General features: G+C 43.8%; 29 protein-coding genes. 5 read left to right on the forward strand and 24 right to left on the reverse strand.

All coding sequences use genetic code 11. The features are described from left to right. Nucleotides 1-250 precede the first annotated feature (250 nt). On the forward strand, nucleotides 251-1003 hold the full coding sequence (locus tag ACTD55_RS10810) for a hypothetical protein (protein ID WP_438864349.1): 753 nt from the start codon (nucleotides 251-253) through the stop codon (nucleotides 1001-1003). Nucleotides 1004-1071: 68 nt separating this feature from the next. On the opposite strand, the gene rplQ is transcribed toward ACTD55_RS10810, so the two are convergent. From rplQ to ACTD55_RS10900, 18 genes are all read right to left on the reverse strand, one after another. Further along, nucleotides 1072-1473: a 50S ribosomal protein L17 gene (gene rplQ / locus ACTD55_RS10815; RefSeq protein ID WP_438864350.1), complete on the reverse strand. Its 402-nt coding sequence runs from the start codon at nucleotides 1471-1473 to the stop codon at nucleotides 1072-1074. A 42-nt stretch (nucleotides 1474-1515) separates the two neighbouring features. Further along, on the reverse strand, nucleotides 1516-2505 hold the full coding sequence (locus tag ACTD55_RS10820; RefSeq protein WP_416307118.1) for a DNA-directed RNA polymerase subunit alpha: 990 nt from the start codon (nucleotides 2503-2505) through the stop codon (nucleotides 1516-1518). A gap of 22 nt (nucleotides 2506-2527) precedes the next feature. Then, on the reverse strand, nucleotides 2528-3148 hold the full coding sequence (gene rpsD / locus ACTD55_RS10825; protein ID WP_438864351.1) for a 30S ribosomal protein S4: 621 nt from the start codon (nucleotides 3146-3148) through the stop codon (nucleotides 2528-2530). Nucleotides 3149-3172: 24 nt separating this feature from the next. Beyond that, nucleotides 3173-3559 carry a 30S ribosomal protein S11 gene (gene rpsK, locus ACTD55_RS10830; RefSeq protein ID WP_416307116.1) on the reverse strand — a complete coding sequence of 129 codons (387 nt, stop codon included), beginning with the start codon at nucleotides 3557-3559 and terminating at the stop codon, nucleotides 3173-3175. 12 nt (nucleotides 3560-3571) lie between these two features. Next, nucleotides 3572-3928, reverse strand: coding sequence for a 30S ribosomal protein S13 (rpsM, locus tag ACTD55_RS10835; protein WP_416307115.1), 357 nt, complete (start codon nucleotides 3926-3928; stop codon nucleotides 3572-3574). Between the two features lie 103 nt (nucleotides 3929-4031). Next, nucleotides 4032-4148 (reverse strand): 50S ribosomal protein L36, encoded by a 117-nt coding sequence (rpmJ, locus tag ACTD55_RS10840; RefSeq protein ID WP_012519217.1) that lies wholly within the window; start codon nucleotides 4146-4148, stop codon nucleotides 4032-4034. A 26-nt stretch (nucleotides 4149-4174) separates the two neighbouring features. Continuing rightward, complete coding sequence (secY, locus tag ACTD55_RS10845; protein ID WP_438864352.1) at nucleotides 4175-5497, reverse strand: preprotein translocase subunit SecY; 1323 nt, start codon at nucleotides 5495-5497, stop codon at nucleotides 4175-4177. Nucleotides 5498-5502: 5 nt separating this feature from the next. Continuing rightward, nucleotides 5503-5937: a 50S ribosomal protein L15 gene (gene rplO / locus ACTD55_RS10850; RefSeq protein ID WP_438864353.1), complete on the reverse strand. Its 435-nt coding sequence runs from the start codon at nucleotides 5935-5937 to the stop codon at nucleotides 5503-5505. A gap of 3 nt (nucleotides 5938-5940) precedes the next feature. Then, nucleotides 5941-6123 (reverse strand): 50S ribosomal protein L30, encoded by a 183-nt coding sequence (gene rpmD / locus ACTD55_RS10855; RefSeq protein ID WP_416307112.1) that lies wholly within the window; start codon nucleotides 6121-6123, stop codon nucleotides 5941-5943. Between the two features lie 6 nt (nucleotides 6124-6129). Then, nucleotides 6130-6633 carry a 30S ribosomal protein S5 gene (gene rpsE, locus ACTD55_RS10860; protein ID WP_416307111.1) on the reverse strand — a complete coding sequence of 168 codons (504 nt, stop codon included), beginning with the start codon at nucleotides 6631-6633 and terminating at the stop codon, nucleotides 6130-6132. Nucleotides 6634-6641: 8 nt separating this feature from the next. Further along, nucleotides 6642-6995 carry a 50S ribosomal protein L18 gene (gene rplR, locus ACTD55_RS10865; RefSeq protein WP_438864354.1) on the reverse strand — a complete coding sequence of 118 codons (354 nt, stop codon included), beginning with the start codon at nucleotides 6993-6995 and terminating at the stop codon, nucleotides 6642-6644. A 9-nt stretch (nucleotides 6996-7004) separates the two neighbouring features. Beyond that, nucleotides 7005-7538: a 50S ribosomal protein L6 gene (gene rplF / locus ACTD55_RS10870; RefSeq protein ID WP_438864355.1), complete on the reverse strand. Its 534-nt coding sequence runs from the start codon at nucleotides 7536-7538 to the stop codon at nucleotides 7005-7007. 14 nt (nucleotides 7539-7552) lie between these two features. Next, complete coding sequence (rpsH, locus tag ACTD55_RS10875) at nucleotides 7553-7945, reverse strand: 30S ribosomal protein S8 (RefSeq protein ID WP_438864356.1); 393 nt, start codon at nucleotides 7943-7945, stop codon at nucleotides 7553-7555. A gap of 12 nt (nucleotides 7946-7957) precedes the next feature. After that, on the reverse strand, nucleotides 7958-8263 hold the full coding sequence (gene rpsN, locus ACTD55_RS10880) for a 30S ribosomal protein S14 (RefSeq protein ID WP_438864357.1): 306 nt from the start codon (nucleotides 8261-8263) through the stop codon (nucleotides 7958-7960). Between the two features lie 12 nt (nucleotides 8264-8275). Further along, complete coding sequence (gene rplE / locus ACTD55_RS10885; RefSeq protein WP_438864358.1) at nucleotides 8276-8815, reverse strand: 50S ribosomal protein L5; 540 nt, start codon at nucleotides 8813-8815, stop codon at nucleotides 8276-8278. Nucleotides 8816-8832: 17 nt separating this feature from the next. Further along, complete coding sequence (gene rplX / locus ACTD55_RS10890; protein WP_416307105.1) at nucleotides 8833-9144, reverse strand: 50S ribosomal protein L24; 312 nt, start codon at nucleotides 9142-9144, stop codon at nucleotides 8833-8835. Between the two features lie 12 nt (nucleotides 9145-9156). Then, nucleotides 9157-9525, reverse strand: coding sequence for a 50S ribosomal protein L14 (gene rplN, locus ACTD55_RS10895; protein ID WP_416307104.1), 369 nt, complete (start codon nucleotides 9523-9525; stop codon nucleotides 9157-9159). 290 nt (nucleotides 9526-9815) lie between these two features. Beyond that, nucleotides 9816-11177 (reverse strand): DUF4397 domain-containing protein, encoded by a 1362-nt coding sequence (locus ACTD55_RS10900; RefSeq protein WP_438864359.1) that lies wholly within the window; start codon nucleotides 11175-11177, stop codon nucleotides 9816-9818. Nucleotides 11178-11387: 210 nt separating this feature from the next. Between ACTD55_RS10900 and ACTD55_RS10905 the strand changes: the two genes are divergently transcribed. Further along, on the forward strand, nucleotides 11388-15506 hold the full coding sequence (locus ACTD55_RS10905; RefSeq protein WP_438864360.1) for a hypothetical protein: 4119 nt from the start codon (nucleotides 11388-11390) through the stop codon (nucleotides 15504-15506). An 18-nt stretch (nucleotides 15507-15524) separates the two neighbouring features. On the opposite strand, the gene rlmB is transcribed toward ACTD55_RS10905, so the two are convergent. The 3 genes from rlmB to ACTD55_RS10920 form a co-directional block, all read right to left on the reverse strand. Continuing rightward, a complete protein-coding gene (rlmB, locus tag ACTD55_RS10910) occupies nucleotides 15525-16265 on the reverse strand; it encodes a 23S rRNA (guanosine(2251)-2'-O)-methyltransferase RlmB (protein WP_438864361.1) in 741 nt (246 codons plus the stop codon). Beyond that, nucleotides 16266-18629: a ribonuclease R gene (gene rnr / locus ACTD55_RS10915; protein ID WP_438864362.1), complete on the reverse strand. Its 2364-nt coding sequence runs from the start codon at nucleotides 18627-18629 to the stop codon at nucleotides 16266-16268. 302 nt (nucleotides 18630-18931) lie between these two features. Next, a complete protein-coding gene (locus ACTD55_RS10920; RefSeq protein WP_438864363.1) occupies nucleotides 18932-19549 on the reverse strand; it encodes a tetratricopeptide repeat protein in 618 nt (205 codons plus the stop codon). A gap of 172 nt (nucleotides 19550-19721) precedes the next feature. Between ACTD55_RS10920 and ACTD55_RS10925 the strand changes: the two genes are divergently transcribed. The 3 genes from ACTD55_RS10925 to ACTD55_RS10935 all read left to right on the forward strand — a co-directional run bounded on the left by ACTD55_RS10925 (nucleotide 19722) and on the right by ACTD55_RS10935 (nucleotide 21166). After that, nucleotides 19722-20261, forward strand: a complete 540-nt coding sequence (locus tag ACTD55_RS10925) for a YaeQ family protein (RefSeq protein WP_438864364.1) — start codon at nucleotides 19722-19724, stop codon at nucleotides 20259-20261. Between the two features lie 90 nt (nucleotides 20262-20351). Beyond that, nucleotides 20352-20855 carry a hypothetical protein gene (locus tag ACTD55_RS10930; RefSeq protein WP_438864365.1) on the forward strand — a complete coding sequence of 168 codons (504 nt, stop codon included), beginning with the start codon at nucleotides 20352-20354 and terminating at the stop codon, nucleotides 20853-20855. Further along, nucleotides 20852-21166 carry a hypothetical protein gene (locus tag ACTD55_RS10935; RefSeq protein ID WP_438864366.1) on the forward strand — a complete coding sequence of 105 codons (315 nt, stop codon included), beginning with the start codon at nucleotides 20852-20854 and terminating at the stop codon, nucleotides 21164-21166. Before ACTD55_RS10930 ends, ACTD55_RS10935 begins: the two co-directional genes overlap by 4 nt. 13 nt (nucleotides 21167-21179) lie before the next feature. Here the strand turns inward: ACTD55_RS10935 and ACTD55_RS10940 are convergent, their stop codons facing one another. The 3 genes from ACTD55_RS10940 to astD all read right to left on the reverse strand — a co-directional run bounded on the left by ACTD55_RS10940 (nucleotide 21180) and on the right by astD (nucleotide 24176). Further along, the gene (locus tag ACTD55_RS10940) at nucleotides 21180-21668 is read right to left on the reverse strand and encodes an MgtC/SapB family protein (RefSeq protein WP_438864367.1); all 489 of its coding nucleotides are present in this window, start codon (nucleotides 21666-21668) and stop codon (nucleotides 21180-21182) included. Between the two features lie 154 nt (nucleotides 21669-21822). Continuing rightward, nucleotides 21823-22620 carry a DUF1338 domain-containing protein gene (locus ACTD55_RS10945; RefSeq protein WP_438864368.1) on the reverse strand — a complete coding sequence of 266 codons (798 nt, stop codon included), beginning with the start codon at nucleotides 22618-22620 and terminating at the stop codon, nucleotides 21823-21825. Between the two features lie 89 nt (nucleotides 22621-22709). Further along, nucleotides 22710-24176 carry a succinylglutamate-semialdehyde dehydrogenase gene (astD, locus tag ACTD55_RS10950; RefSeq protein ID WP_438864369.1) on the reverse strand — a complete coding sequence of 489 codons (1467 nt, stop codon included), beginning with the start codon at nucleotides 24174-24176 and terminating at the stop codon, nucleotides 22710-22712. Nucleotides 24177-24178 lie beyond the last annotated feature (2 nt).

The following is a 24178-nucleotide window of genomic DNA, read 5'->3' on the forward strand; positions in this document are numbered from 1 at the left end:
CCTTTTTTCTTGCCTCACTCCTCTTCAGTACTGCCCTTCCGGACTCCCCTGAAGCGAGCGCGCATTCTACATCCTCATCCTAAACCGTCAACTCCTTTTTTATCCTTTTTGACTGTTTGATGGTTTTTTGGCCTAAACACCTTGAAAACTTAATTAAGATGTATATTTTTTGTAACAAATGAACTAAGTTGGTGTGTTATTGTCTCTATATATAGTTCAACAATTATTATTATAAGTAACGAGGTTATAGATGAAAAAGGTGCTTGGATCTATTTTGCTGTTATATACAGTACAAAGTTTTGCGGCAGAAGGAACCAGCCCCCCCGAAGATAATCAGTTGACAGCCGATTTTATTGAACAACAAGTTCAGCAAAATATGTCATTAGGCAGAGCGATCAAAAGTATTATGAGCCACTACCCGCAGGAAGTTGATGTTGTGGTGGGAACTGCTCTTGATTTATATCCGGCTAAATATAAAGAGATTATTCACGCCGCCATTGCGGCTCAGCCTGCATTAACTGAAGATGTGGTTCGAATCGCTCTATCCAAAGGAATTGCTAGTTGTGGCAATATTGTTTTAACCGCCATTAAAGCTGAACCAAGCTATGTTGATTTTGTAGCTAGCGCAGCCGCCCAATCCACGCCAGAAGAATTAAATGAAATTGTCCGAATTGCCGTGGTGACTGAGCCTGATTCAGCCGATGCTATTGTTAGCACCGTGGCCAGAGCACATCCCAATAAGTTAGTTGACATTATTACTTCTGCAATAGATGCCGTCCCCTTTGTCGGTGAATATATTGTTGATGCATTATTAGTCGCATTTCCAAATGATGCCGAAGATGTTGTTACTACCGCGGTAAGAGAATCCTCAGCACAGCGCAGTCAGGTAATAAAAATTATTGAAACAGCTAGAAATGCTGGTGTAAGTGATCAAGAGTTAACCCAATATGCAACTCAAGGCGGTGCATCCGTTGAAGAAATAGCTCAAGCCATTCACGACTGATTAATCGTTAATAAAATTCAGGCATAAAAAAACCGGGTATATACCCGGTTTTTTATATTTTGAATTGATTACTCAGCAGCAACTTCTTCAACAGTTTCAACTGCTTCAGTTACTGGGCGATCAACTAGTTCAACATAAGCCATTGGCGCTTTATCACCTGTACGGAAGCCACATTTCAATATACGAATGTAACCACCTGGGCGTTCCACATAACGTGGTCCAAGATCGTTGAACAATTTACCAACTACTTCTTTATCACGAGTACGAGCAAAGGCCAGACGGCGATTAGCCACACTGTCTTGCTTAGCAAGAGTGATAAGAGGTTCAATCACGCGACGAAGTTCTTTCGCTTTTGGCAAAGTAGTTTTAATTACTTCATGCTTTACCAAAGAGCTCGCCATATTGCGAAACATCGCTTGGCGATGGCTGCTATTGCGATTTAACTGTCGACCACTATGACGATGGCGCATAGTACTTTCCTTCTTATTAAATCAGTTTAACGTGAAACCTGATTAGTCTTTCTCAGCAATACTTTCAGGAGGCCAATTTTCTAGGCGCATACCCAATGAAAGTCCACGAGAAGCCAGTACATCTTTAATCTCAGTAAGAGATTTTTTACCCAAGTTAGGCGTTTTTAATAGCTCAACTTCGGTGCGTTGTACCAGGTCACCAATATACTGGATAGCTTCGGCTTTCAGACAGTTAGCAGAGCGTACTGTAAGTTCGAGATCATCAACTGGGCGAAGTAAAATCGGATCGAATTCCGGTTTTTCTTCTTTTTCCACAGGCTCAGATATATCACGAAGTTCTACAAATGCATCTAGCTGCTCTGCCAGAATGGTAGCCGCACGACGAATAGCTTCTTCTGGATCGATTGTGCCGTTAGTTTCCATATCAATGATTAATTTATCTAAATCTGTACGTTGTTCAACACGTGCAGATTCTACATTGTATGCAATACGGTCAACCGGACTAAAGGAAGCGTCAACAAGTAAACGACCAATTGGACGATCATCTTCTTCAGAGGAACGACGAATTGATGCTGGAACATAGCCACGACCCATTTCTACTTTAATGCGCATACTGATTTCAGCATCGCCTGTTAAAGTACAAATGACATGGTCAGGGTTAACGATCTCGACATCACCATCATGCTGGATATCTCCAGCCACAACCGCGCCTGAACCGGATTTAACCAAAGTCAGTGTCGCTTCGTTTTTACCTTCCAGGCGAACAGCTAAACCTTTTAGATTTAGCAGAATTTCAATAACGTCTTCCTGAACACCTTCTTTAGTACTGTACTCGTGTAAAACACCGTCGATTTCTACTTCAGTCACTGCACAACCTGGCATAGATGACAAAAGTATACGACGTAACGCATTACCAAGAGTGTGTCCAAAACCACGTTCTAAAGGTTCTAAAGTTACCTTTGCACGTGATTGAGATACGTTTTCTATTTCAACTAACCTTGGTTTTAGGAATTCAGTTACAGAACCTGACATTGTTTCCTCTCTTCTTTAAGCTTTACTTAGAGTAAAGTTCGACGATCAACTGTTCGTTAATTTCAGCAGATAAATCTTCACGTTCTGGTAAACGCTTGAAAACGCCTGCCATTTTTGTGCTATCTACTTCAATCCAAGTTGGTTTCTCACGTTGCTCTGCCAATTCTAAAGCAGCCACAATACGTGCCTGTTTTTTAGATTTTTCGCGTACAGACACAACGTCTTCCGCAGAAACGCTGTAAGAAGGTACGTTAACAACGCCGTCATTTACTACAATGGCTTTGTGGCTTACCAACTGACGAGCTTCAGCACGAGTGCTGGCAAAACCCATACGATAAACAACATTATCCAGACGCTGTTCAAGAAGTTGTAACAGATTTTCACCTGTATTACCTTTCAAACGAGCAGCTTCTTTGTAGTAGTTACGGAACTGCTTTTCCAATACGCCATACATACGACGTACTTTTTGCTTTTCGCGCAATTGCACACCGTAATCAGATAAGCGGCCACGACGGGCGCCATGCTGACCAGGTGCGGTATCAATTTTACATTTCGAGTCAATTGCCCGAACGCCACTTTTAAGGAACAAATCTGTTCCTTCGCGGCGGCTAAGTTTGAGTTTTGGACCCAAATATCTTGCCATGATCTTTCTCCAACTGTCCGGCGATTAAACTCGACGTTTTTTCGGTGGACGACAACCGTTGTGCGGTATAGGCGTCACATCGGTAATATTTGTGATTTTATAACCTGTAGCATTCAAAGCTCGGATCGCAGACTCACGGCCTGGACCTGGACCTTTAACGAATACTTCAAGGTTTTTCAAACCATACTCTTGAGCAGCAACGCCTGCGCGCTCTGCAGCAACCTGTGCAGCAAATGGGGTAGATTTACGTGAACCACGGAAACCAGAGCCACCAGATGTTGCCCAAGAAAGAGCATTACCCTGACGATCAGTAATTGTCACAATCGTGTTGTTGAAAGAAGCATGGATATGAGCCATACCATCAGCAACTTGACGTTTAGCGCGTTTACGCTTAATAGGTGTTTTAGCCATTATAACCCCCGCTTACTTTTTAATTGGCTTGCGAGGACCTTTACGGGTACGCGCATTAGTTTTAGTGCGCTGACCACGAAGAGGCAAGCTGCGACGGTGGCGAATACCACGGAAACAACCTAGGTCCATCAAACGTTTGATGTTCATGGAAACTTCACGACGCAGGTCACCTTCAACGGTGAACTTGGCTACTGCATCACGTAGTTTGTCTAATTGTGCTTCGTCAAGATCTTTAATCTTGGCGTTCTCTGCAACACCAGCTTCGACACAAATGCTTTTAGCACGCGTTTGGCCGATACCGTATATAGAAGTAATTGCTACTACGGTGTGCTTATGTTCCGGAATGTTAATGCCAGCAATACGGGCCACTAACAGTACTCCTCTATGTTCTTGTCGCCAGCCTAAAAAGCCCGATAGGATACTTACCTGACGACTAAATTGCAATATTTAGCTTAATAAATAAGCTGCCTGATTAGCCTTGCCTTTGCTTATGCTTAGGGTCTGAACTGCAAATTACTCGCACAACACCGTTGCGCTTGATGACTTTACAGTTACGGCAAATCTTTTTAACTGATGCACGAACTTTCATTACATCACTCCGTTAATGACCAAATCTTATCGGCCGTAGCTTTTAAGATTGGCTTTTTTAAGAACAGAATCATATTGATGTGACATCAAATGAGTCTGCACCTGAGCCATGAAATCCATGATAACTACGACGATAATCAATAATGATGTACCACCGAAATAGAATTGAACATTCCACGCTATCATCATGAATTCAGGAACCAAACAAATAAAGGTTATATAAAGCGCACCTGCCAATGTCAGGCGAGTCATTACTTTATCGATATACCTGGATGTCTGTTCGCCGGGACGAATACCGGGTACAAAAGCACCGGACTTCTTCAAGTTATCTGCTGTTTCACGTGGGTTAAACACCAACGCAGTATAGAAGAAACAGAAAAAGATAATCGCCGTCGCATACAACATCACATACAGAGGTTGCCCAGGAGACAACATTAAGGATACGTCCTGTAACCAGGACATAGACTCATTCTGACCAAACCAGCTGGCAATAGTACCAGGAAACAGAATAATACTGGATGCGAAAATCGGTGGAATAACCCCAGCCATATTTACTTTAAGCGGTAAATGGGTACTTTGCGCGGCAAAGACTTTACGCCCTTGTTGACGCTTGGCATAGTTAACCACTATGCGGCGCTGTCCGCGTTCCATAAACACTACAAAGTAAGTTACAGCTATAATAATTACACCAATAAGCAACAAGAACAGTAAGTTCAAATCACCTTGTCTTGCTTGTTCAACCGTTTTGCCTAAAGCTGCAGGCAAACCAGCAACAATACCGGTAAAGATCAGAATCGAGATACCGTTACCGATACCCCGCTCTGTAATTTGCTCACCTAACCACATCAAAAACATGGTACCGGTGACCAGGCTCACAACAGCCGTAAAGTAGAATCCAAAACCGGGATTTATTACCAAACCTGACACCATATTGGGTAAGGTCTTAGCAATGGCAATGGCCTGAAAGATCGATAATACCAAGGTAAAATACCGAGTGTATTGACTGATCTTGCGACGTCCCGCCTCACCTTCTTTTTTCAACTCAGCCATGCGTGGATGAACCACAGTCAACAGCTGCATAATGATTGATGCTGAAATATAAGGCATGATCCCCAATGCAAGAACTGATGCGCGCGAAAGTGCACCACCGGAGAACATGTTAAACATTTCTACGATAGTACCCTTTTGTTGCTCAAATAATTGAGCTAATACAGCAGCATCAATACCAGGAAGCGGTACGAATGAGCCGAGTCTCAATACGATGATCGCACCAAGTACGAACAACAACCGTGTTTTAAGTTCGGTCAATCCACCCTTTGCACCGGACGAATCCAATCCTGGTTTAGCCATTTAGCTTATTCCTCTACTTTACCGCCGGCAGCTTCGATTGCTTCACGAGCGCCTTTAGATACCTTTAAACCACTTACAGTAACCGCGCGAGAGATTTCACCGCTCAACATTACTTTAACGAACAAACGGTCTTTTTTGACCAAGCCTGCAGCTTTTAATGTTGCTAATGAAACCACTTCGCCTTCTACTTTGGCAATTTCAGTCAATGTAACTTGGTCAGAAACCAAAGATTTACGTGACGTAAAACCAAATTTAGGAAGACGACGCTGGATAGGCATTTGTCCACCTTCAAAACCTGGACGAACACTGCTGCCAGAACGAGATTTCTGACCTTTGTGACCACGTCCACCGGTTTTTCCGAGACCTGAACCTATACCGCGACCAACGCGTTTAGCTGATTTTTTTGCTCCTGGTGCAGGAGAAAGAGTATTTAAATACATCGATTATTCCTCCACTACCTGAACCATGTAATTAACACGGTTAATCATGCCACGAACAGCTGGTGTATCTTCCAGCTCGCGGACATGACCGATTTTACGTAAACCCAAACCTACCAACGTAGCTTTATGTTTAGGTAAACGACCAATAGAGCTTTTGATTTGCTTTACTTTAATCGTTTTAGCCATGTCTACTTACCCCAAAATCTTATCAACGGACAAACCGCGTTTTGCAGCGATTTGTTCTGGTGACTTCATTTCAACCAGTGCATTGATCGTTGCGCGAACAACGTTAATGGGGTTGGTTGAGCCGTAACATTTTGAAAGGACGTTCTGCACACCAGCGACTTCCAATACTGCACGCATCGCACCACCAGCAATAATACCGGTACCTTCAGATGCAGGCTGCATATAAACTTTGGAGCCTGAGTGGCGACCTTTGATCGGGTGCTGTAAGGTGTGTCCGTTAAGATCAACAGTAACCAGATTGCGACGTGCTTTTTCCATTGCTTTTTGAATAGCAGCAGGAACTTCACGCGCTTTACCGTAACCAAAACCCACACGGCCATTACCATCACCTACCACGGTCAAAGCAGTAAAACTAAAGATGCGACCACCTTTAACTACTTTAGACACACGATTGACGGCAATAAGCTTTTCTAACAGGTCACCCTGTTGTTGAACTTCTACTTTAGCCATGATAACTCCTAGAACTTGAGGCCAGCTTCACGAGCGGCATCAGCTAACGCTTTAACCCGACCGTGATACTTGAATCCGCTGCGATCGAAAGCCACATCTTTGATGCCTTTCTCGATAGCACGTTCTGCAATCGCTTTACCAACCGCTGCTGCTGCATCTGCATTTCCGGTCCCTTTCAGGCCTTTTTTAAGATCTGCTTCAACAGTAGATGCTGCTGCCAATACTTGTGAACCGCAAGGTGCGATTAACTGAGCATACATATGGCGCGGTGTGCGACAAACAGTCAAGCGATGCATTGCCAGTTCACTAATTTTTTTGCGTGCGCGAGTTGCGCGACGCAAGCGAGCCGATTTCTTATCCATCTCACCCACCTACTTTTTCTTAGCTTCTTTACGACGCACAGCTTCATCAGCATAACGCACACCTTTACCTTTATAAGGCTCTGGTGGACGATACCCACGAATATTAGCTGCTACCTGACCTACCAACTGCTTGTCAGCGCCTTTAACGACGACTTCAGTTTGACTAGGAGTTTCGACGCTAATGCCGTTTGGCACTTCAAACACGACAGGGTGTGAGAAACCTAAAGTCAGATTAAGTTTGGCACCTTGTGCTTGCGCACGATAACCAACACCTAATAACTGCAATTTTTTCTCAAACCCTTCGGCTACACCGGTAACCATGCTGTTTAACAATGAACGAGCGGTACCTGCTTGTGCCCAACCATCGGCTGCGCCTTCGCGAGGTTTAGCAACTAATGAACCTTCTTCATTAACTACTTCAACTGCATCATTGAATACACGGTTCAGTGAACCATTTTTACCTTTAACTGTAACTTCCTGACCAGCGATTGAAATTTCAACGCCTGCTGGAATAGTTACGGGTGCTTTTGCTACACGTGACATTGACTATCCCTCCGTTACGCTACATAGCCGATGATTTCACCGCCCATACCCGCTTTACGCGCAGCACGGTCAGTCATAACACCTTTAGATGTAGACACAATGGCGATACCCAAACCACCCATGACTTTTGGCAGCTCATCTTTTTTCTTATAGATGCGCAGGCCTGGACGACTTACACGTTCAATGTTTTCAATAACTTTTTTGCCATTGAAGTACTTTAAAGTTACTTCTAATTCAGGCTTAACGTCACCTTTAACATTGAAATCTGTCACATAACCTTCTTCTTTTAATACTTTGGCTAACGCCACACGTAATTTAGAAGACGGCATAACAACAGAAACTTTGTTAGCTAATTGTCCGTTACGAATGCGGGTAAACATATCCGCGATAGGATCTTGCATGCTCATATCTGCTACTCCTTACCAGCTGGCTTTTTTCAAGCCAGGGACTTCACCACGCATAGCTGCTTCACGTAGCTTAATGCGGCTCAGGCCAAACTTGCGTAGATAACCATGTGGACGACCAGTTATACGACAACGATTACGCTGACGGATAGGACTGGAATCACGTGGAAGTTGTTGCAGCTTAAGAACAGCATCCCAACGCTCTTCTTCAGAGGCGTTAACATCGCTGATAATTACTTTAAGCGCAGCGCGTTTTTCAGCATACTTTGCAATCAGCTTAGTACGCTTTACTTCGCGTGCTTTCATTGATTCTTTTGCCATAACCCTACAACCTTATTTCTTGAATGGGAAGTTAAAAGCGGCAAGAAGAGCACGACCTTCTTCATCAGTAGTAGCGCTGGTAGTGATAGTGATATCCATACCGCGTACTTTATCAACTTTATCAAAGTCGATTTCTGGGAAGATGATTTGCTCCCGAACGCCCATACTGTAATTTCCACGGCCATCGAATGATTTCGCATTCAAGCCACGGAAGTCACGGATACGTGGAATAGCAATGGAGATTAAACGCTCCAAAAACTCCCACATACGTTCGCCACGCAGGGTTACTTTACAGCCAATCGGATAACCTTCACGGATTTTAAAGCCCGCTACTGATTTACGTGCAACGGTTACAACAGGCTTTTGACCCGCAATCGCTTGCATGTCACCTGTGGCATTTTCCAATACCTTTTTGTCCGCTACAGCTTCACCTAAACCCATGTTTAAGGTGATTTTTTCAATCCGAGGGACTTGCATGACGCTTTTGTATCCGAACTGCTTCGCAAGTTCAGCTACAACGTTTTCTTTATAGAAATCATGCAGTTTCGCCATCGTTCACTCCAATTAAATTAAATCAGTTCACCGTTTGATTTGAAGAAACGTACTTTTTTACCATCTTCAAAACGGAAACCTACTCGATCTGCTTTACCTTCACGGTTAGCAATCGCGACATTTGATACATGAATAGAAGCTTCTTTTTCCACAATCCCACCAGCAACGTTTAATTGCGGGTTAGGCTTCTGGTGTTTTTTCACCACATTCACACCTTCTACGATCAGACGGTCAGACGCTGTCAGGACTTTCAGGACTTTACCTGTCTTTCCTTTGTCTTTGCCGGCCAATACGACGATTTCATCATCACGACGAATCTTTCTAGCCATAATCGTGACTCCTTATAGTACCTCTGGGGCCAATGAGACGATCTTCATGTATTTATCACCACGAAGCTCACGGGTTACCGGGCCAAAGATACGCGTACCAATTGGTTGCTTGTTTGCATTAAGCAACACTGCTGCGTTGTTATCAAAACGAATCGCTGATCCGTCTGGACGACGCACGCCCTTTCTAGTACGCACCACCACTGCAGTCAGTACGTCACCTTTTTTTACTTTACCGCGCGGAATTGCTTCCTTGACAGTAACTTTGATGATGTCACCGATACCTGCATAACGGCGATGCGAGCCACCAAGAACCTTAATACACTGAACCCTGCGAGCTCCCGAGTTATCGGCAACATCCAGGTTAGTTTGCATTTGGATCATGTTAGTGCTCCGCTTGTTAAGATCTTCATTTTTGCTCCCGCAAAATCTTGAAAATCAGTTTTCGCTGTTAAAAACGCCTGCTAACTTACGTTATTGGACGTTATTTATCTTATACCCCGATAAAATGGGCGCGAAATGATAACAGAAAAGAATCAGATAGGGTAGTTGATTTTAGAAAAAGATTTGAGGCTTAATTATGCTGCCTTAACCAAGGGTAAACAAAACATATTAAGTGGTTAAGTACGAAAGATAAAAGTAGGGAGAACCCTACTTTTATCAATCCATTGAGGCTACTTTAACAGATTAACGGTATAACCAGTAGGTGAATTTGTATCCGGCTCAAGTGTCACTATAAAGTTCGCTTCATCGCTAATATCTAATAATGTTGAACGATATAATAACGTGGCATCATCACTACTTTTTTCATACACCGCGACTATCTCATAAAAGCCATTAGGCAAACTGATTGTATCGTTTTCAGCAAACTGAAGGTTTTTAACTTTATACACTGCGGTTTCAACTGTTTCATCCTGGCGGACAAAATAGATATCCACGTCGCTAAAATCGCTCACTAAATTAGATACATTTAAATTGTGATCATAAATCTGTGGTAACGTACTTTCATCGAAGGCGATAGAAGTCATATTACCTTCACCATTGTGGAATAAAATCACGGTCTTGCTGTCACCCTGATTAAGAGTGATTAATTTATTAGATAATAAAGTCCCGGTGTCATCAGTTGCCGATAGTCGATAATCACCATAATCCACTATTTGAAAATCGGACAAACTATCCTTAGCGATCATTAAGGGATATTCCTGTGCATTTCCGGCCAACACGACAGATAGCGCATCGCTATCATTAAGGCTGTTATACACTCTAAACTGTGACGATGCCTGAATATCCGTATAGCTATTCACCGTGGTTGAATTATTCAGCAAATCTAGTACTAAATTGCTGCCCGTCGGTCCTGAACCTTCACGTATTACTGCCACGTATTCTGTTGAATAAGCCATATTAATTGGTGAACTTTGAAACAATACTTCATCCGAGCCAGCGGTCGTAATGTAAAACACATATTCATCCTCATCCCAATAATCACTGTCTTCATCAGGAGCCCAGTAAGTCGCGTGGGTTAATGATTGATACTGAGTGCTCGCAACCAAATGAGCACTAGAGAAGGGGGTGCCGGATTCAGCCATGTACAAATCATATCCCTGCCCACCGTTTACCATTGATGTCGCATAAAGATCGAATTGATCTTCATATTCCTGACGTTCTATATCAAAAGTCACTGTATTTACTTCTTGATAATCGCCGGTCAGCATAACCAGTTTTTTAATTCCCTTTTTTAGAGAAATGGTGTTACTAGTTAAATCGATACTTTGCCCATCAGAATCAACTCGCGACAAATCCATGTCAACATCTCCCGCGTCATAGGTATACACCGTAGTCGCATCACCGTAACTGCTACCACTGAGCGTTGAATCATTAATCGACAAATAGGTATAAGCGCTATTGGGTGAACCGTTATAAAACTGAATATAGGAATCAGAATAACTGCTTTGCTCATCATCCGAACCACCGCAAGCAGCAAGCATTAAGGCCATCGATACGCTGGCAATACTATAAAAAACCTTGGAACACTTCATTTGATATACAAACCCTTGTTAGATACGAAGGGTTATTAGAATCTACATTAAAAGAAATGTTTGCGGCTTTACCCAACATTTACATAGCTGACTCAATGCTGACGAAAGAATAACTTTGAGTTGCAAAACAATACATTTAATTACGTTATTTTTTTACATTCAGACGGTTTTGAACAATAACTATACAAAGGTAATTAATGTGTCACGGATATGGCCACCTCAAAAACGGAAAATGTTCCAGAACGGCAACGTGCTCCTCAATTTTTAAGAACCTGGCTGATAATATTAGCCAGTCTGCTTCTGGCAGCTGCCTATGCCTACTATCACTATCGGCTAAATCAGGAAAATTTCCTTAACACTAATTATTTTCGAGTGCTGTCTGAATCGGCATCACGCTCAAACGAAAATATTTTGCAATTGAAAGACCTACATAAATTTAATGAAAGCGAATCGATGATCCGTTCAATCTTTCCCAGCTATAGCAGAAGTGTTGGCTCGGCGGGGAACGACGCAACTACCGCGAGTGAACCTGACTCAATTAACCAGTATGACTATGAGTTTGATGGACAACTGTTCTGGATAAACGTGATTGGCAAAACTGACAAATTCGCCAGTGTAGCCGCAGAGGATATTCTGACCCATCCAACTAATGGCTTTATGCAGTATTTGTACGTCGACAAGAAAAACCGGGTCATTACCAGTACCGGTGACCAGTCGGTTTTATCGGTTGTAGACGTCAGTCATATCAGCCGGGCCATCGCCGAAAATCAGAATATTGACTGGATGGATTTAGCCTCCAGTAAAACGTCCTCAAACAGCAACGATAATCAAAGCTTGCCCGGTTACAGCCATTATATTGACCTAAAACTAACCTCAACTGACTATCGGTTATTTATTTATCCATTAAGGCTGGATAGTAAAATAAAACTACTCCATTCGGATGACAAAACAGATCATCTTTATTTAATCGGAGTATTGCCCAAGTCATTACTAAAGGCTCAGGACAATCAGCGCTGGAATTTGAGTCTTCTGTCAGTCGTACTAATTCTATTGTTGTTTATCTGGATGATGCTCAGGATGTTTATGCTTTCCAGCAACCAGCCTGTCGGAAATATCTTTTATCGGGCAACAATGTTTTGCAGCTATATGCTATTTGTGATGGTGATAGCCATATTGATTGCTTTTGGCGAAAAACATCTGGAGCAACAATATAAAGCAGACAAAGCAGAACAATGGATAGACAAACTGAATCAAAAAGTAACTAACGAACTTCAACAAATTTTTGCTGAGCTGGATCAGTATAGAGCCTATTATCGACAGTTATTAACCAGCAAAGTACGTGCTATGCAAGCGCCTGAGGATCAGAATATACGGCAATTGGAACAAGCCATTTTCCGCTTCCCATTGTCATCTGCCACTTCAGTAGAACAAAGCCGCATTCGCGCGTACAGCAATGAGCAAGGCAGTTTTATCTGGCCCGACGAACCGCAAGAGTTAGGTATTTCTTCGTTGCTGAAAAGCAAAAGCGGCTTAAGTCAAATTAATTTATTTGATCAGGGTGTGCAGCTTTCAGGTCAATCCAAATACGCAATGTGGTTTGATCCGGCGCAAATGCGTAGTCGTCCCGCCCATATCCTTAATGCCCTACTACTGGACAATCAGGGTAATCAGATACTGCCGATGTTTTATTCCATTGAAAGTAATAAAAAACCGGTAACCTACCACCTGTCCCACAGGGAATATTTCAAAAAAGTGCGTGACCAACAAGGGTGGCAAGCCAGCTTTGCGGATCAACAAATCCATAAAAACTTCTATCTACAGCGTCTGCGTAATATTGGTAGTGGTACACGCGGTACTACGCTGGCTTTGCCTCTAGGTAATGCTGATCAGGTCGATCAGCAGCAAAATTATATTCTGGCCGCAGATATTGCGCTGGCATCACTGACGATGTCGGAAATCGATGATAAGAATGACTTACTTGATATTACCTTTATGGTGGTTGACCGCGATTCTGGCGAAGTGCTGTTTCACCAGGATGATGATCGCACCTTAATTGAAAATTTATTTGAATTCGGACAGGGAACTGATGACATCAGTCATCGTATCCGAGCCGGGCTGGATGGTTCCAGAAAAGCGTCTCTGGAATGGGTAGACGGCTTTTATCACGGCATCGCAGGTAAGTTCAGCTTTAAAGCGACTCCCATACCCCAGTGGGCGCTAGTGGCGTTTATGCCAGATGAAAGTCTGGACACCTACATGACCAATCTGTTTTTGCTTAATACGATTAGCATGGCATCAATACTTATCTTTATTGCGCTGGCAATTATCCTGTTTCGCAAACTGGAGTGGACTTATAAAATCAAACACTTGCTAGGGATACCGCAAGTCATCGAGCGTCGTAAAATCATGGTCTTTAGCTCTATCTTTGTTAGCACTATCCACTTGGGCTTTTGGCTTGGTGCCGCCATAGATCGCAACCAACAATCAGTAGACGCGGAAACCTCTTCAGTTTATCTCATGGCGACCTACTGGCTCCCACTTGGTTTGGCGTTGGTATGTTTATTATGGGGTTATAAAGAATATCGGCACTTTTATCAGTTATCCCGCCAAGCTCAACGTTCCCCAATCAATCTTGCCCAGGGTGCCCAAACAATGTGCCTGTTGTTTTTGTTGTTAGGCTGTCTGATATATGGCTATTTGTCGCGTGTCGGAATGGCCTCCTCCAGCTCACTGCGTTGGTATTATACCCAAAATGTCTACCCGGCAAGACTGAATAAAGAACTCGATGAAATAACCAAAATTGCCCTGAGTCGCTATCCTAATTCGATCAGTCAATTTAAGGTTAACCCTCTTGAGTTGATGCCAATCAACCAGCAATGGCGAGACACCCTTAAAGAGGTGAAAACAACCAAAGCCTTTATTTCGCCAAATGATGTTGAACATATTAGCCAACTAATTAATACCACAGATGCCAGCAATTGGGTCAAACGCTATTTGCTGGTAGAGAAACCCCCAGTAACGGATTTTCAGCGACCCGGTTTGACCTTCAAATATCCTCTTTATTTAGGTGGCATGTTTTTGTTAATTTGCCTGATCTGGCTGAAGTTTAATCGGCGAATACTGGCGATCAGACTTTATGGATCTCCACAATTCCTGCGGCATATCTATCAAATAGCCAAACAACCTGAACGTCCACAAACATTTAAGCCGTCAGAAAATTTAATCATTAACTTGATTGAAGCTCCTCAGGAGGGCCATAGCCTGGCGATGTTATTGCAAATATGGCTCACACAACCAGACAAGCTACCCGAAGCGTTCCGGCAGCTATTCGAATGCTGTCCATTATTTACCGAAATTGCACAATCGGTTGACCAAGAAAAAGGAGACCGATTGCCTAATATGAAAGTACGCATTGATGACAGTATTGAACAATTGCATTTACAGATATGGGATATTGAAATTAGTCTCGAACATCCGGTCCATCGTGCCACACTGTTGAGGCTGGTTAACCATTGCAAATCCCTGCAAATAGGCGGGCACCTCGACAAAGTCACACTATATGGTGGCTTCCACAGTTTGCAGCGTCTGTGCCTGAAAGACAGTATGCTGAGCAATGAATGGCTCAACCGGCATCAGCTTGATCGTAGCGAATATTTTGCCTGGGCCGAATGCCTGATGGATTTTTCTGTCATCGTACCGGATGATCTTAAAACGCATCTTGATGCTGAATTTATCCGCAATGAAATAAATGCATTTCCAATGCTGGCCTTTATGCTAGATGACCTGCCAGTACAGACTCCCCCGTCGCGTGCGATTGCTTTTGACTTTATGCGCTGGATCACGTTACAAGACTGGCAGAAAACCCATAATGAATGGGCTTCTATCAATTTTATTCTGTTAAAAGCCGAAGCACTTTACCGTTTTAAATGGGAATCCTGTTCGGCAGCAGAAAAACTGGCATTGTATTATCTGGTTCAAAATAAAAGAATTAATCCGGCTAATGTCCAAATGCTGGAACATCTGGCATTAAACGGGCTCATTGTGGTGAAACGGGGCCGATTACGTATCGTTAATCAAAGTTTCGCCTACTTTGTCAAATACGCAGAGGACAAGGATACCTTGACCCAACTAGTCGACAACGGCGATAGCGGAAAATGGCGGGATTACCGGATGCCAATCACTTTGATGATATTGCTGATTATCGGCGGTATTGCATTAACTTCCGGCAATTCACTATATATGATTGTCGCTTCGGTGATGGGCGTATTGGGCACCATTGGTAGCCTCACCAATAGCGCCAGCCTGATCCGTAATAATCTGCAAAAATAATGATAAGTATTGTCTGAACTAAATCGCCCGTTGCCGCACTATTTCATATAAACAAACACCAGTGGCGACGGATACATTTAGACTCGATACTGAACCGGCCATAGGTAATTTAATCAATTCATCGCAATGTTCGCGCGTTAAACGCCGCATACCTTTACCTTCGGCGCCCATGACCAGTGCAATTGGACCATTCAATTTGGCCTGATAAATATCTTGTTGTGCTTCACCAGCGGTACCCACTACCCACACTCCGGCTTTTTGGATCTCGGTTAAAGTTCTGGCCAAATTAGTGACCTGTATCAACGGAATCACTTCTGCCGCACCACAAGCGACTTTACTAACCGTACCGGTAATTTTGGCAGACTTATCTTTAGGTACTATCACCGCATGCACACCAGCGGCATCAGCCGTACGCAAACAGGCGCCCAAATTATGTGGATCAGTCACCCCATCCAGTACCAATAAAAAGGGCACCGATTCACGTTCGATAATACGATCCAAGTCCTGTTCATTTAACTGCTTGCCCGGTTTAGCGCGGGCCACAATGCCCTGATGTTGCTCACCGTCGACTTTATCATCCAGGGTTTTACGCTGACAAAACTGCACTGCGATGCCAAAACGTCTAGCTTGATTGACTATTTTTGTCAGCCTTTCATCATCGCGGCCCTTAAGCACGAATAATTCAATCAATCTTTCCGGTTCACGCTCAATAACCGCTTGTAATGCATGTAGGCCATATAGCCATTCTTGTTGAGCCATTTATTTTTTCCTTGTGGATTTTCTAGCGGTCGATTTCTTTTTAGCTTTTTTAGCTTCTGGCTTAGCTGCTTTATTTTTTGCGGGTGATTTGCGTGACGATTTAGACGCGGATGCCTTTTTGCCGGTTGATCTTCTTGTGGTACCTGCTTTGGCGCCTTTAGCTCTGGATTTGTTGGCCTTAGACCCGGTATTTTCCAACACAAAGTCTATTTTCCGATCATCTAAATTGACTCCAGCTACTTTAACACGCAACTGATCGCCTAAACGATATACCTGACGGCTGTTCTCACCAATTAAATGCAATTTCACTTCATCAAAATGATAATAATCATTTTCCAATGCAGTAATATGCACCAGGCCATCAATACCAAATTCAGTTAAGCGTACAAAAAAACCAAAACTGGTCACAGACGCGATCACACCATCAAAAGTATCCCCGACATGATCTTGCATAAATTCACACTTAAGCCAGTCTGCCACGCTGCGGGTCGCATCATCGGCACGGCGTTCAGTCATCGAACATTGCTCACCCAATGCCTGCACTTCTTCGGAACTATATGCGTAACCACCCGTTTTATGTTTATGGCCGTTCTGCTTATCGATTATGGCTTTAATAGCCCGATGCACCACCAAATCTGGATAACGACGGATTGGAGAAGTAAAATGGGCATAGGCATCCAAGGCTAATCCAAAATGACCAATATTATCATGCTCATAAACCGCCTGTTTCATCGAGCGCAGTAACATGGTCTGGATTAATTCCTGATCTGGCCGCCCCTGAATTTTATCCACCACCTTGGTAAAATCCTGCGGGGCTGTCTTATCTTTAATATTGTGCTCGATACCGACTTCAGCCAAATAGGATAAAAAGGCCGTGAGACGGTCGGCATCAGGTTCATCATGGATCCGATACAATCCTTCGGCCTGATGTTTTTCCAGCATTTTGGCTGCACTCACATTAGCCAATATCATGCATTCTTCAATCAATTTGTGCGCATCATTGCGCACTACGGTCACGATATGGTCGATTTTTCTATTGGCGTTAAAAATAAATTTGTTTTCTTGGGTCTCGAACTCAATTGCACCGCGAGACTGGCGGGATTTTTTCAGGCTACGGTACAAATCATGCAAATTGCGAATATGCGGCACTTGCTCAGCATAGCGTTGATGTAATTCCGGATCGCCTTGCAAAATATCCCAAACCTTGGTGTAGGTAAGACGAGCCTTGGAATTCATTACCGCTTCATAGAATTCAAATTGTTCCAGCTTACCGGCTTTGCTGATTTGCATCTCACACACCATACACAAGCGGTCTACCTGCGGATTCAAAGAACACAAACCGTTGGACAACACTTCCGGTAACATGGGGATTACTTGTTCAGGGAAATACACCGAATTTCCGCGCTCTTGCGCTTCCGAGTCTAATGCGGTTTTAGGGCGTACATAATAACTCACATCAGCAATCGCCACCCATAACCGCCAACCACCAGCATCCCGAGGCTCACAATATACAGCATCATCAAAATCACGGGCATCTTCACCATCAATCGTCACCAACGGCATGTCACGCAGATCATGACGACCTTTTTTAGCTTGTTCCGGCACTTCGCTGGTGAGTCCGTTGATTTGTGCAGTAACGCCAGCAGGCCATTCATGCGGAATATCATGGGTACGTAACGCCATCTCGATTTCCATACCCGGTGCCATATGCTCTCCGAGTACTTCAACAATTTTACCGGTGGCACTAACACGTCGTCTGGGACGCTGCACAATTTCCACCACTACCACATTGCCCTGTCTGGCGCCGGCAATATGTTCAGGCGGGATGATAATTTCCTGACAGATACGACTATCATCTGGCGTGACGACACCAAAGCCATTTTCAAAAAAGTAACGTCCCACAATGGGTTCTGTGCGCGGTTCAATGACTCGTACAATGCGCGCTTCACGCTTACCTTTATGATCGCGCTCTGCTTCTTTGACCAACACAATATCGCCATGCAGCACCATGTTCATTTGTGGCGCTGCGATATACAGATCGGGTTTACCGTCTTCACGTTTAAGAAAACCGAAACCGTCGCGATGACCAATGACCCGGCCACGGATCAAATCCATCTTATCCACCAGACCATATTTTTTCTGACGATTAAACAATACCTGTCCTTCACGCTCCATGGCACGTAAACGCCGCTGAATGCCGATCCGGCTGTCTTCGTCTTTCAGGCCAAGGATCTCCCAGAACTCCATTAGCGATAAGGGGCGTTTGTGGTCGACAAGAAGCTGTAAAAGATATTCACGGCTGGCGACAGGATTGTCGTATTTCTGTTGTTCGCGTTTAAAATGTGGGTCGTCTGATTGCGACAAATTAAAAGTCCATTATTGAGATTTGAAGTTCTAGTATAACGGACTTAGCCAATGAATGAAGTGAGTATTTTTTTGACATCTCAATTTAATGCAGCCAGACAACTGATTGACTGTGATAGACCAATAAGCCAAAAATGAACCGCATCAGCATTGTCGATAGCGACCCGATCAAGTCCCTTAGCGTCAGCAATAATATCGTGGTTACGGATTTACGCATTCGATACATCAAATTCAACAGCTCATTAACCTTACCACCGGATATATTTTTAGAAAACGATATATCCACCAAATCTCGGAAAACACTAAGAATCTAAAGGTCTGCGTGCTTTTCTCACGGCTTTGGGATGCATTAATTTAGCCAACTCGGCTAAGCAGTTTTCAATTTTTTTATGGGTCGCTTTATCGTCTGTAATGGCGTTGTATAACCAATGATAAGCATCTTCGAAATCATACGGGCTGCCATAACCATCAATAAAAAGCTCGACTAATTCAATCTGGGCTTTTTGGTTACCTAGCGAAGCCGCTTCCCTTAATAATACCACCGCGTGCTCTTTATTGGTTTGTACTAACTTACCTTGTGCATAATATCGCCCAAGTTGTTCTAGCGCGGCAGGCATACCTTGTTCAGCTGCCGCATTCATATAGTGGATACCCCGCTCGGGATCGGCATCCACACAGACTCCCCAGGCCAACATATCGCCCCATAGAAATTGATAAGCGGGTACTTTTAAGGTTTGCGCTCTGGCCTCAATATCCTGAACCAATTGACAGCGATCTTCTACCACTCGGGCTAGATGAGTGTTGTGTTCGATCATATCCAACAACTCATCTTGGGAATAAAGCTGTACTGCTTTGATCTCTTCTGCCGCAGTAACCACACTGCTGAATAAGCATAATGTTGCAAAAACTAAATAGCGCATAATCTCTATTACCTTAAGTGTCCGCCTTTTTTATCGGCAGCAATAAAGATAATTACACCGCCAATCTAATGTAAATTGCAAATTAATGCCCGATTACCCTTTACACAGGTTACACTGGCGGTTCGATAATCTTTCCTACTCACCTCGATTGAGGCCAAGCTAAGGCTTATTTGTGGCACTAAAACCAACGATATACAAAGCGCGTATCGCATTGTCTGATTTAAATCGCGATTATTATGACACCCTAAACCTGACTATCGCACAACATCCATCCGAAACTCTGGAACGGATGATGGCAAGGATCGTCGCCTACTGCATTAATGCCGAAGAATACTTGCTGTTCACTAAAGGCTTAAGTGAAACAGAAGAACCAGACATATGGTTGCGTGAATATAACGACGATATCAAGTTATGGATCGATATTGGAGAGCCCACCGCAGAGCGGATGAAAAAAGCCTCGCGCAGTGCGTCAAAAGCGCTGGTTTACAGTTTCAACTCAAAATCACCCGTATGGTGGCAATCGATTCAAAATAAAGTTAACAACTTGGATATAAGTGTCTACCAATTATCTTGGGCCGGGATTCAGCAGTTAGCGCATTTGGTTGAACGGACGATGGATTTATCCGTAACCATTACCGGCGACTCGGCTTACATTGCGGCTGCCAAAGGCGAATGTGAAGTAAGTTGGCTGGTACTGCAAGATAGCCAATAACTGCAGATAAATACATCCTCAGGATTTAATGGAAAATTCGGCATTGTTCAACAACACTGTATGTCTGCTTATCCCACAAGATAGAATGCAATGTCACAAATGTTACGCCCATTATGCTCGTTACTTCAAAAATCCGCACAAATGGCCACGCTGGGGTTACTCGTTACATTACTGCTCAACGTAACAGGCTGTGCGGTTAAATTTGTATCAGATTATGATCCAGCGGTTAAAGAAGAGATTATCCGAGTAGCGAAAGAAGTGGATCAGTTTTGGGGAGCATTGCTCGATACGGATCGAGCTCAGCGTAGCTACGACAATTTTGCAGAACAGTATAATCAGATTGAAAGCGATATTCGTGCACTGGTGATGCGCAATGAGATTCGTTTAAACAATGCAGAATCAACCCGACAAGCCCAAATCGCATTGGAATTGTGGAGTGAGGATCGCGCCTTGCACAAGCAAAACAACAATTTCAGTGATTTTGAGGCTAAAAATCATCGTCGCCAATTTACCCGGTTATTTACCACCATGGCCAAAGCTGAAGAAGCCAAAAAAATGTCCTCGGTCACCAACTCCAACGGAGAAAATGAATGAGTTTCGATATAAATCAAGTTTTAAAAGACATGACAACTGCCGTTATCGGGTGTGTTGATGAGGGTGGAAATGCAATTAAAACTGAAGTTAACGCTATTTTAACTACGGAAAAACAAGCCTTGATGGATATTGCCGAAGCCAGATTGCGCGGTGAAATAGATGACGACGTCGTGAAACGAGAAATAACGCGAGAAAAAAAGGTGGTTGAAGCGGAGCTATTAACTATTGTGGTGATGACCAAAGCCACCGCGCAACGAGCAGTGAATGCCGCACTGGATGTATTTTTTGCCGCTTTACGCAATGCCATTTAACCGCTGACGAGCGTTAGTCGCGGCTAGTACTTCTGCTATAGCTCTTAATTTTGGCGTGCACCCCCCGTCCCAATGCTTTTATATTTTTCTCGAGTAAGTCAACACCATACAAAATGGCTACCACTAGCAGTGACAACTTGATCGCAGCGTGCAAATGCCCAATGGCGATAATGACGCCAATCGCGGCCAGAATCCAGATTGCAGCCGCAGAAGTCACACCAGCCACAGCGCCATCTTTGTTCATCATAACTCCCGCGCCTAAAAAGCCGATACCGGTAATAACCTGGCCAATAACCCTTGATGGATCGATATGATCGCTTGTTAACCAAAAGGTGCTGGCCAGAAATAAATAGGTGCCGATGGTAATTAACGCAGAAGTGCGTATTCCTACAGGTTTGCCACGGAGTTGCCGCTCAAAACCGATAATACCTCCACAAAAAATTGCCGTTAAAATAGACGGCCAATCATAGGGTGTAATATCAAAAATTTGCGTCATATCCATGAGTTAGATTATTAAATAATAGTTCACGAAGTCTATTACCCATATTTAAACAGGATTTCTGCAACAGCAAGCAAAATATACTTGTTACAAAAATAAAAAAGCCCCAAACGGGGCTTTAAAATGTAAGAGGCTCAACGCCTTATATCAATGTCTATTACATAGCATTAGTACTTTCAAAGATTTTATCGGCCGAAGCAGCGACAAAACCTTTGTAGTAATTGCCATCTGCCATTTTGTAACGCTGGGCGAACTCATAAAAACAGCTGGGAATTTCTACTGTTTTGTCGCTGAATTTGACCGGCATTTTATCCGCCATGGTCGAAGACTGGGCCAGACAGACATCGGCCCCGCCCTTAATTTCGCCACCAGAGGTATTCAACACAAAACCTGCCTCTTTCAGCGCAGCATTCACCTCGGTTAACTCGTTATAGCGAGTCAGGTAATTCACGCTGACAGTAAAGTGGTTGGCCCGGTAGCCCCAGGCTGACATCCACGCGGCATATTCCGATTCTGCTAATAACGCCTGATAATCTTCGCTGCTCACTTGCCAGTGGGTGCCGGAATACAGGAAATTATCCGCACTCGTCGCACCGGCGGGCACTTGCTCTACCATTTTATGTACAATAGCTTGTAACTCAGCTGAGCATTGTTCTAACAGTAACTCGCTAATAAATACTTTAGGCTTGGTATCATCAGGATGTTCAAAGTGTTTGGCTTTAAGCTTTTTTTGTTCAAAGTCATACTGACCTTTTTCTTCATAGCCTAACGCCAAAAAGTGGGCGGCTAACTTATCCAGATTGACTTTTTCCAGATTAAAGGTCCGCAGCGCAATATGATCGTTAATAATATCATCGCCCTGGCCGAGTAACTGATGCACTTTTTGTGCTGAAGGGGTAATGGCAATGTAATCCTGCCAAAGATTGTCAAATAGGGTATCAATATTGTTATGCATGGCTTCTCTCAAACATTTACTGACAAGATTATCAGTTGCTTAATCATACAAAAAAGCACCAGAACGATATTGATCTGGCGCAACCATAATTAAAACTTCAGACCTGGGCTTAAACTGCCAGGCATGGTGACTTTATCCAACTCGACTGAAGCTACCGGATAAGCGCAGTAATCGGCGGCATAATAGGCGCTAGCACGATGATTACCGCTTTCGCCGATACCACCAAAAGGAGCAGCACTACTGGCACCGGTGATAGGCCGGTTCCAGTTGACAATTCCGGCACGGATACGGCTAAAGAAATGCTGATACAGCTCTTCGCTGTCTGACAATAAACCAGCCGATAATCCGAAAGCGGTATTATTGGCTTCATCAATTGCCGCATCGAAATCGGTATAACGGATCACTTTAAGCAATGGTCCAAAATGTTCCTCATCCGGCATATCCGCCACAATATCGGTCACATCAATAATACCTGGTGTGACAAAACCGGTTTCCACGTCTTGATGTTGCATTTCGATTAAACTGGTCGCCCCCAGGTTTTGCAATTTTTGCTGGGCGGCAATCATCATTTTAGCCGCGTTAGCAGAAATCATCGCGCCCATAAAAGGTTGGGGTTCGGCGGCATAATCACCCACCTGAATATTGGCCGTCACTTCCAGCAAGCGCGCTAAAATAGCATCACCTTGCGGATTATTTTCGATAAATAAACGACGGGAACAGGTACAACGTTGGCCGGAGGTAACGAAGGCCGACTGCACAATATCGTGCACCACCGCATCAACATCACTGGCATCTTTAACGATAAGCGGGTTGTTACCGCCCATTTCCAGCGCCAGAATTTTGCCTGGATGCCCGGCAAATTGCTCATGTAAAATTTTACCGGTACGAGAACTGCCAGTGAAAAACAAACCGTCAATATTGGCACTGCCAGCCAGCGCTTTACCGGTTTCAACTTCACCTTGTACCAGATTCAGCACGCCATCAGGCAAACCGGCTTTTTGCCAAAGTTGTACGGTTTTCTCTGCCACTAATGGGGTTAAATCGCTAGGCTTAAAAACAATGGTATTACCGGCTAAGAGCGCCGGTACAATATGGCCGTTAGGTAAATGTCCGGGGAAGTTATATGGCCCAAATACCGCCACCACACCATGCGGTTTGTGACGAATAAAAGCCTTGCCAACGGGCATGGCATTTTCGACTGTACCGGTGCGCTCCTGATAGGCCCGCTCTGAGATGCCCACCTTACCGATCATGGCTGCCACTTCGGTGGCTGTTTCCCATAACGGTTTCCCAGTCTCTTGCGCGATAGTTAACGCCAATTCATCTTTATGTTGTGCCAACATCTCGGCAAAACGTTTTACAAACACTAAACGCTCGTCAAAACTAAACTCACTCCAGGCGACAAACGCGGCACGGGCGGCACTGATTGCCTGCTCAACTTGGGCGGGGCTAGCAGCTTTTGCCTGCCAAAGCGTATTTTTTCTAGCTGAATCCACCGACGTCATTTCATGACCGTCACCGGACACCCATTGACCACCTATATAATGTGTTGTCATTG

The organism is Neptunicella sp., assembly GCF_048268085.1.
Taxonomy (GTDB): Bacteria; Pseudomonadota; Gammaproteobacteria; order Enterobacterales; family Alteromonadaceae; genus Neptunicella.

What these genes read in the sequence shown, in the direction of transcription:
- ACTD55_RS10820 (WP_416307118.1), bottom strand. Translation starts at nt 2,505, where the DNA reads ATGTCAGGTTCTGTAACTGAATTCCTAAAACCAAGGTTAGTTGAAATA.
- ACTD55_RS10905 (WP_438864360.1), top strand. Translation starts at nt 11,388, where the DNA reads ATGGCCACCTCAAAAACGGAAAATGTTCCAGAACGGCAACGTGCTCCT.
- rpmD (WP_416307112.1), bottom strand. Translation starts at nt 6,123, where the DNA reads ATGGCTAAAACGATTAAAGTAAAGCAAATCAAAAGCTCTATTGGTCGT.
- ACTD55_RS10940 (WP_438864367.1), bottom strand. Translation starts at nt 21,668, where the DNA reads ATGGATATGACGCAAATTTTTGATATTACACCCTATGATTGGCCGTCT.
- ACTD55_RS10930 (WP_438864365.1), top strand. Translation starts at nt 20,352, where the DNA reads ATGTCACAAATGTTACGCCCATTATGCTCGTTACTTCAAAAATCCGCA.
- rpsE (WP_416307111.1), bottom strand. Translation starts at nt 6,633, where the DNA reads ATGGCTAAAGTAGAAGTTCAACAACAGGGTGACCTGTTAGAAAAGCTT.
- rplF (WP_438864355.1), bottom strand. Translation starts at nt 7,538, where the DNA reads ATGTCACGTGTAGCAAAAGCACCCGTAACTATTCCAGCAGGCGTTGAA.
- rplX (WP_416307105.1), bottom strand. Translation starts at nt 9,144, where the DNA reads ATGGCTAGAAAGATTCGTCGTGATGATGAAATCGTCGTATTGGCCGGC.
- rplO (WP_438864353.1), bottom strand. Translation starts at nt 5,937, where the DNA reads ATGTATTTAAATACTCTTTCTCCTGCACCAGGAGCAAAAAAATCAGCT.
- ACTD55_RS10900 (WP_438864359.1), bottom strand. Translation starts at nt 11,177, where the DNA reads ATGAAGTGTTCCAAGGTTTTTTATAGTATTGCCAGCGTATCGATGGCC.
- rplQ (WP_438864350.1), bottom strand. Translation starts at nt 1,473, where the DNA reads ATGCGCCATCGTCATAGTGGTCGACAGTTAAATCGCAATAGCAGCCAT.
- secY (WP_438864352.1), bottom strand. Translation starts at nt 5,497, where the DNA reads ATGGCTAAACCAGGATTGGATTCGTCCGGTGCAAAGGGTGGATTGACC.
- ACTD55_RS10945 (WP_438864368.1), bottom strand. Translation starts at nt 22,620, where the DNA reads ATGCATAACAATATTGATACCCTATTTGACAATCTTTGGCAGGATTAC.
- rpmJ (WP_012519217.1), bottom strand. Translation starts at nt 4,148, where the DNA reads ATGAAAGTTCGTGCATCAGTTAAAAAGATTTGCCGTAACTGTAAAGTC.
- rlmB (WP_438864361.1), bottom strand. Translation starts at nt 16,265, where the DNA reads ATGGCTCAACAAGAATGGCTATATGGCCTACATGCATTACAAGCGGTT.
- rpsD (WP_438864351.1), bottom strand. Translation starts at nt 3,148, where the DNA reads ATGGCAAGATATTTGGGTCCAAAACTCAAACTTAGCCGCCGCGAAGGA.
- rpsK (WP_416307116.1), bottom strand. Translation starts at nt 3,559, where the DNA reads ATGGCTAAAACACCTATTAAGCGTAAACGCGCTAAACGTCAAGTTGCT.
- rplE (WP_438864358.1), bottom strand. Translation starts at nt 8,815, where the DNA reads ATGGCGAAACTGCATGATTTCTATAAAGAAAACGTTGTAGCTGAACTT.
- rpsN (WP_438864357.1), bottom strand. Translation starts at nt 8,263, where the DNA reads ATGGCAAAAGAATCAATGAAAGCACGCGAAGTAAAGCGTACTAAGCTG.
- ACTD55_RS10920 (WP_438864363.1), bottom strand. Translation starts at nt 19,549, where the DNA reads ATGCGCTATTTAGTTTTTGCAACATTATGCTTATTCAGCAGTGTGGTT.
- rplN (WP_416307104.1), bottom strand. Translation starts at nt 9,525, where the DNA reads ATGATCCAAATGCAAACTAACCTGGATGTTGCCGATAACTCGGGAGCT.
- rpsH (WP_438864356.1), bottom strand. Translation starts at nt 7,945, where the DNA reads ATGAGCATGCAAGATCCTATCGCGGATATGTTTACCCGCATTCGTAAC.
- ACTD55_RS10935 (WP_438864366.1), top strand. Translation starts at nt 20,852, where the DNA reads ATGAGTTTCGATATAAATCAAGTTTTAAAAGACATGACAACTGCCGTT.
- ACTD55_RS10810 (WP_438864349.1), top strand. Translation starts at nt 251, where the DNA reads ATGAAAAAGGTGCTTGGATCTATTTTGCTGTTATATACAGTACAAAGT.
- astD (WP_438864369.1), bottom strand. Translation starts at nt 24,176, where the DNA reads ATGACAACACATTATATAGGTGGTCAATGGGTGTCCGGTGACGGTCAT.
- rplR (WP_438864354.1), bottom strand. Translation starts at nt 6,995, where the DNA reads ATGGATAAGAAATCGGCTCGCTTGCGTCGCGCAACTCGCGCACGCAAA.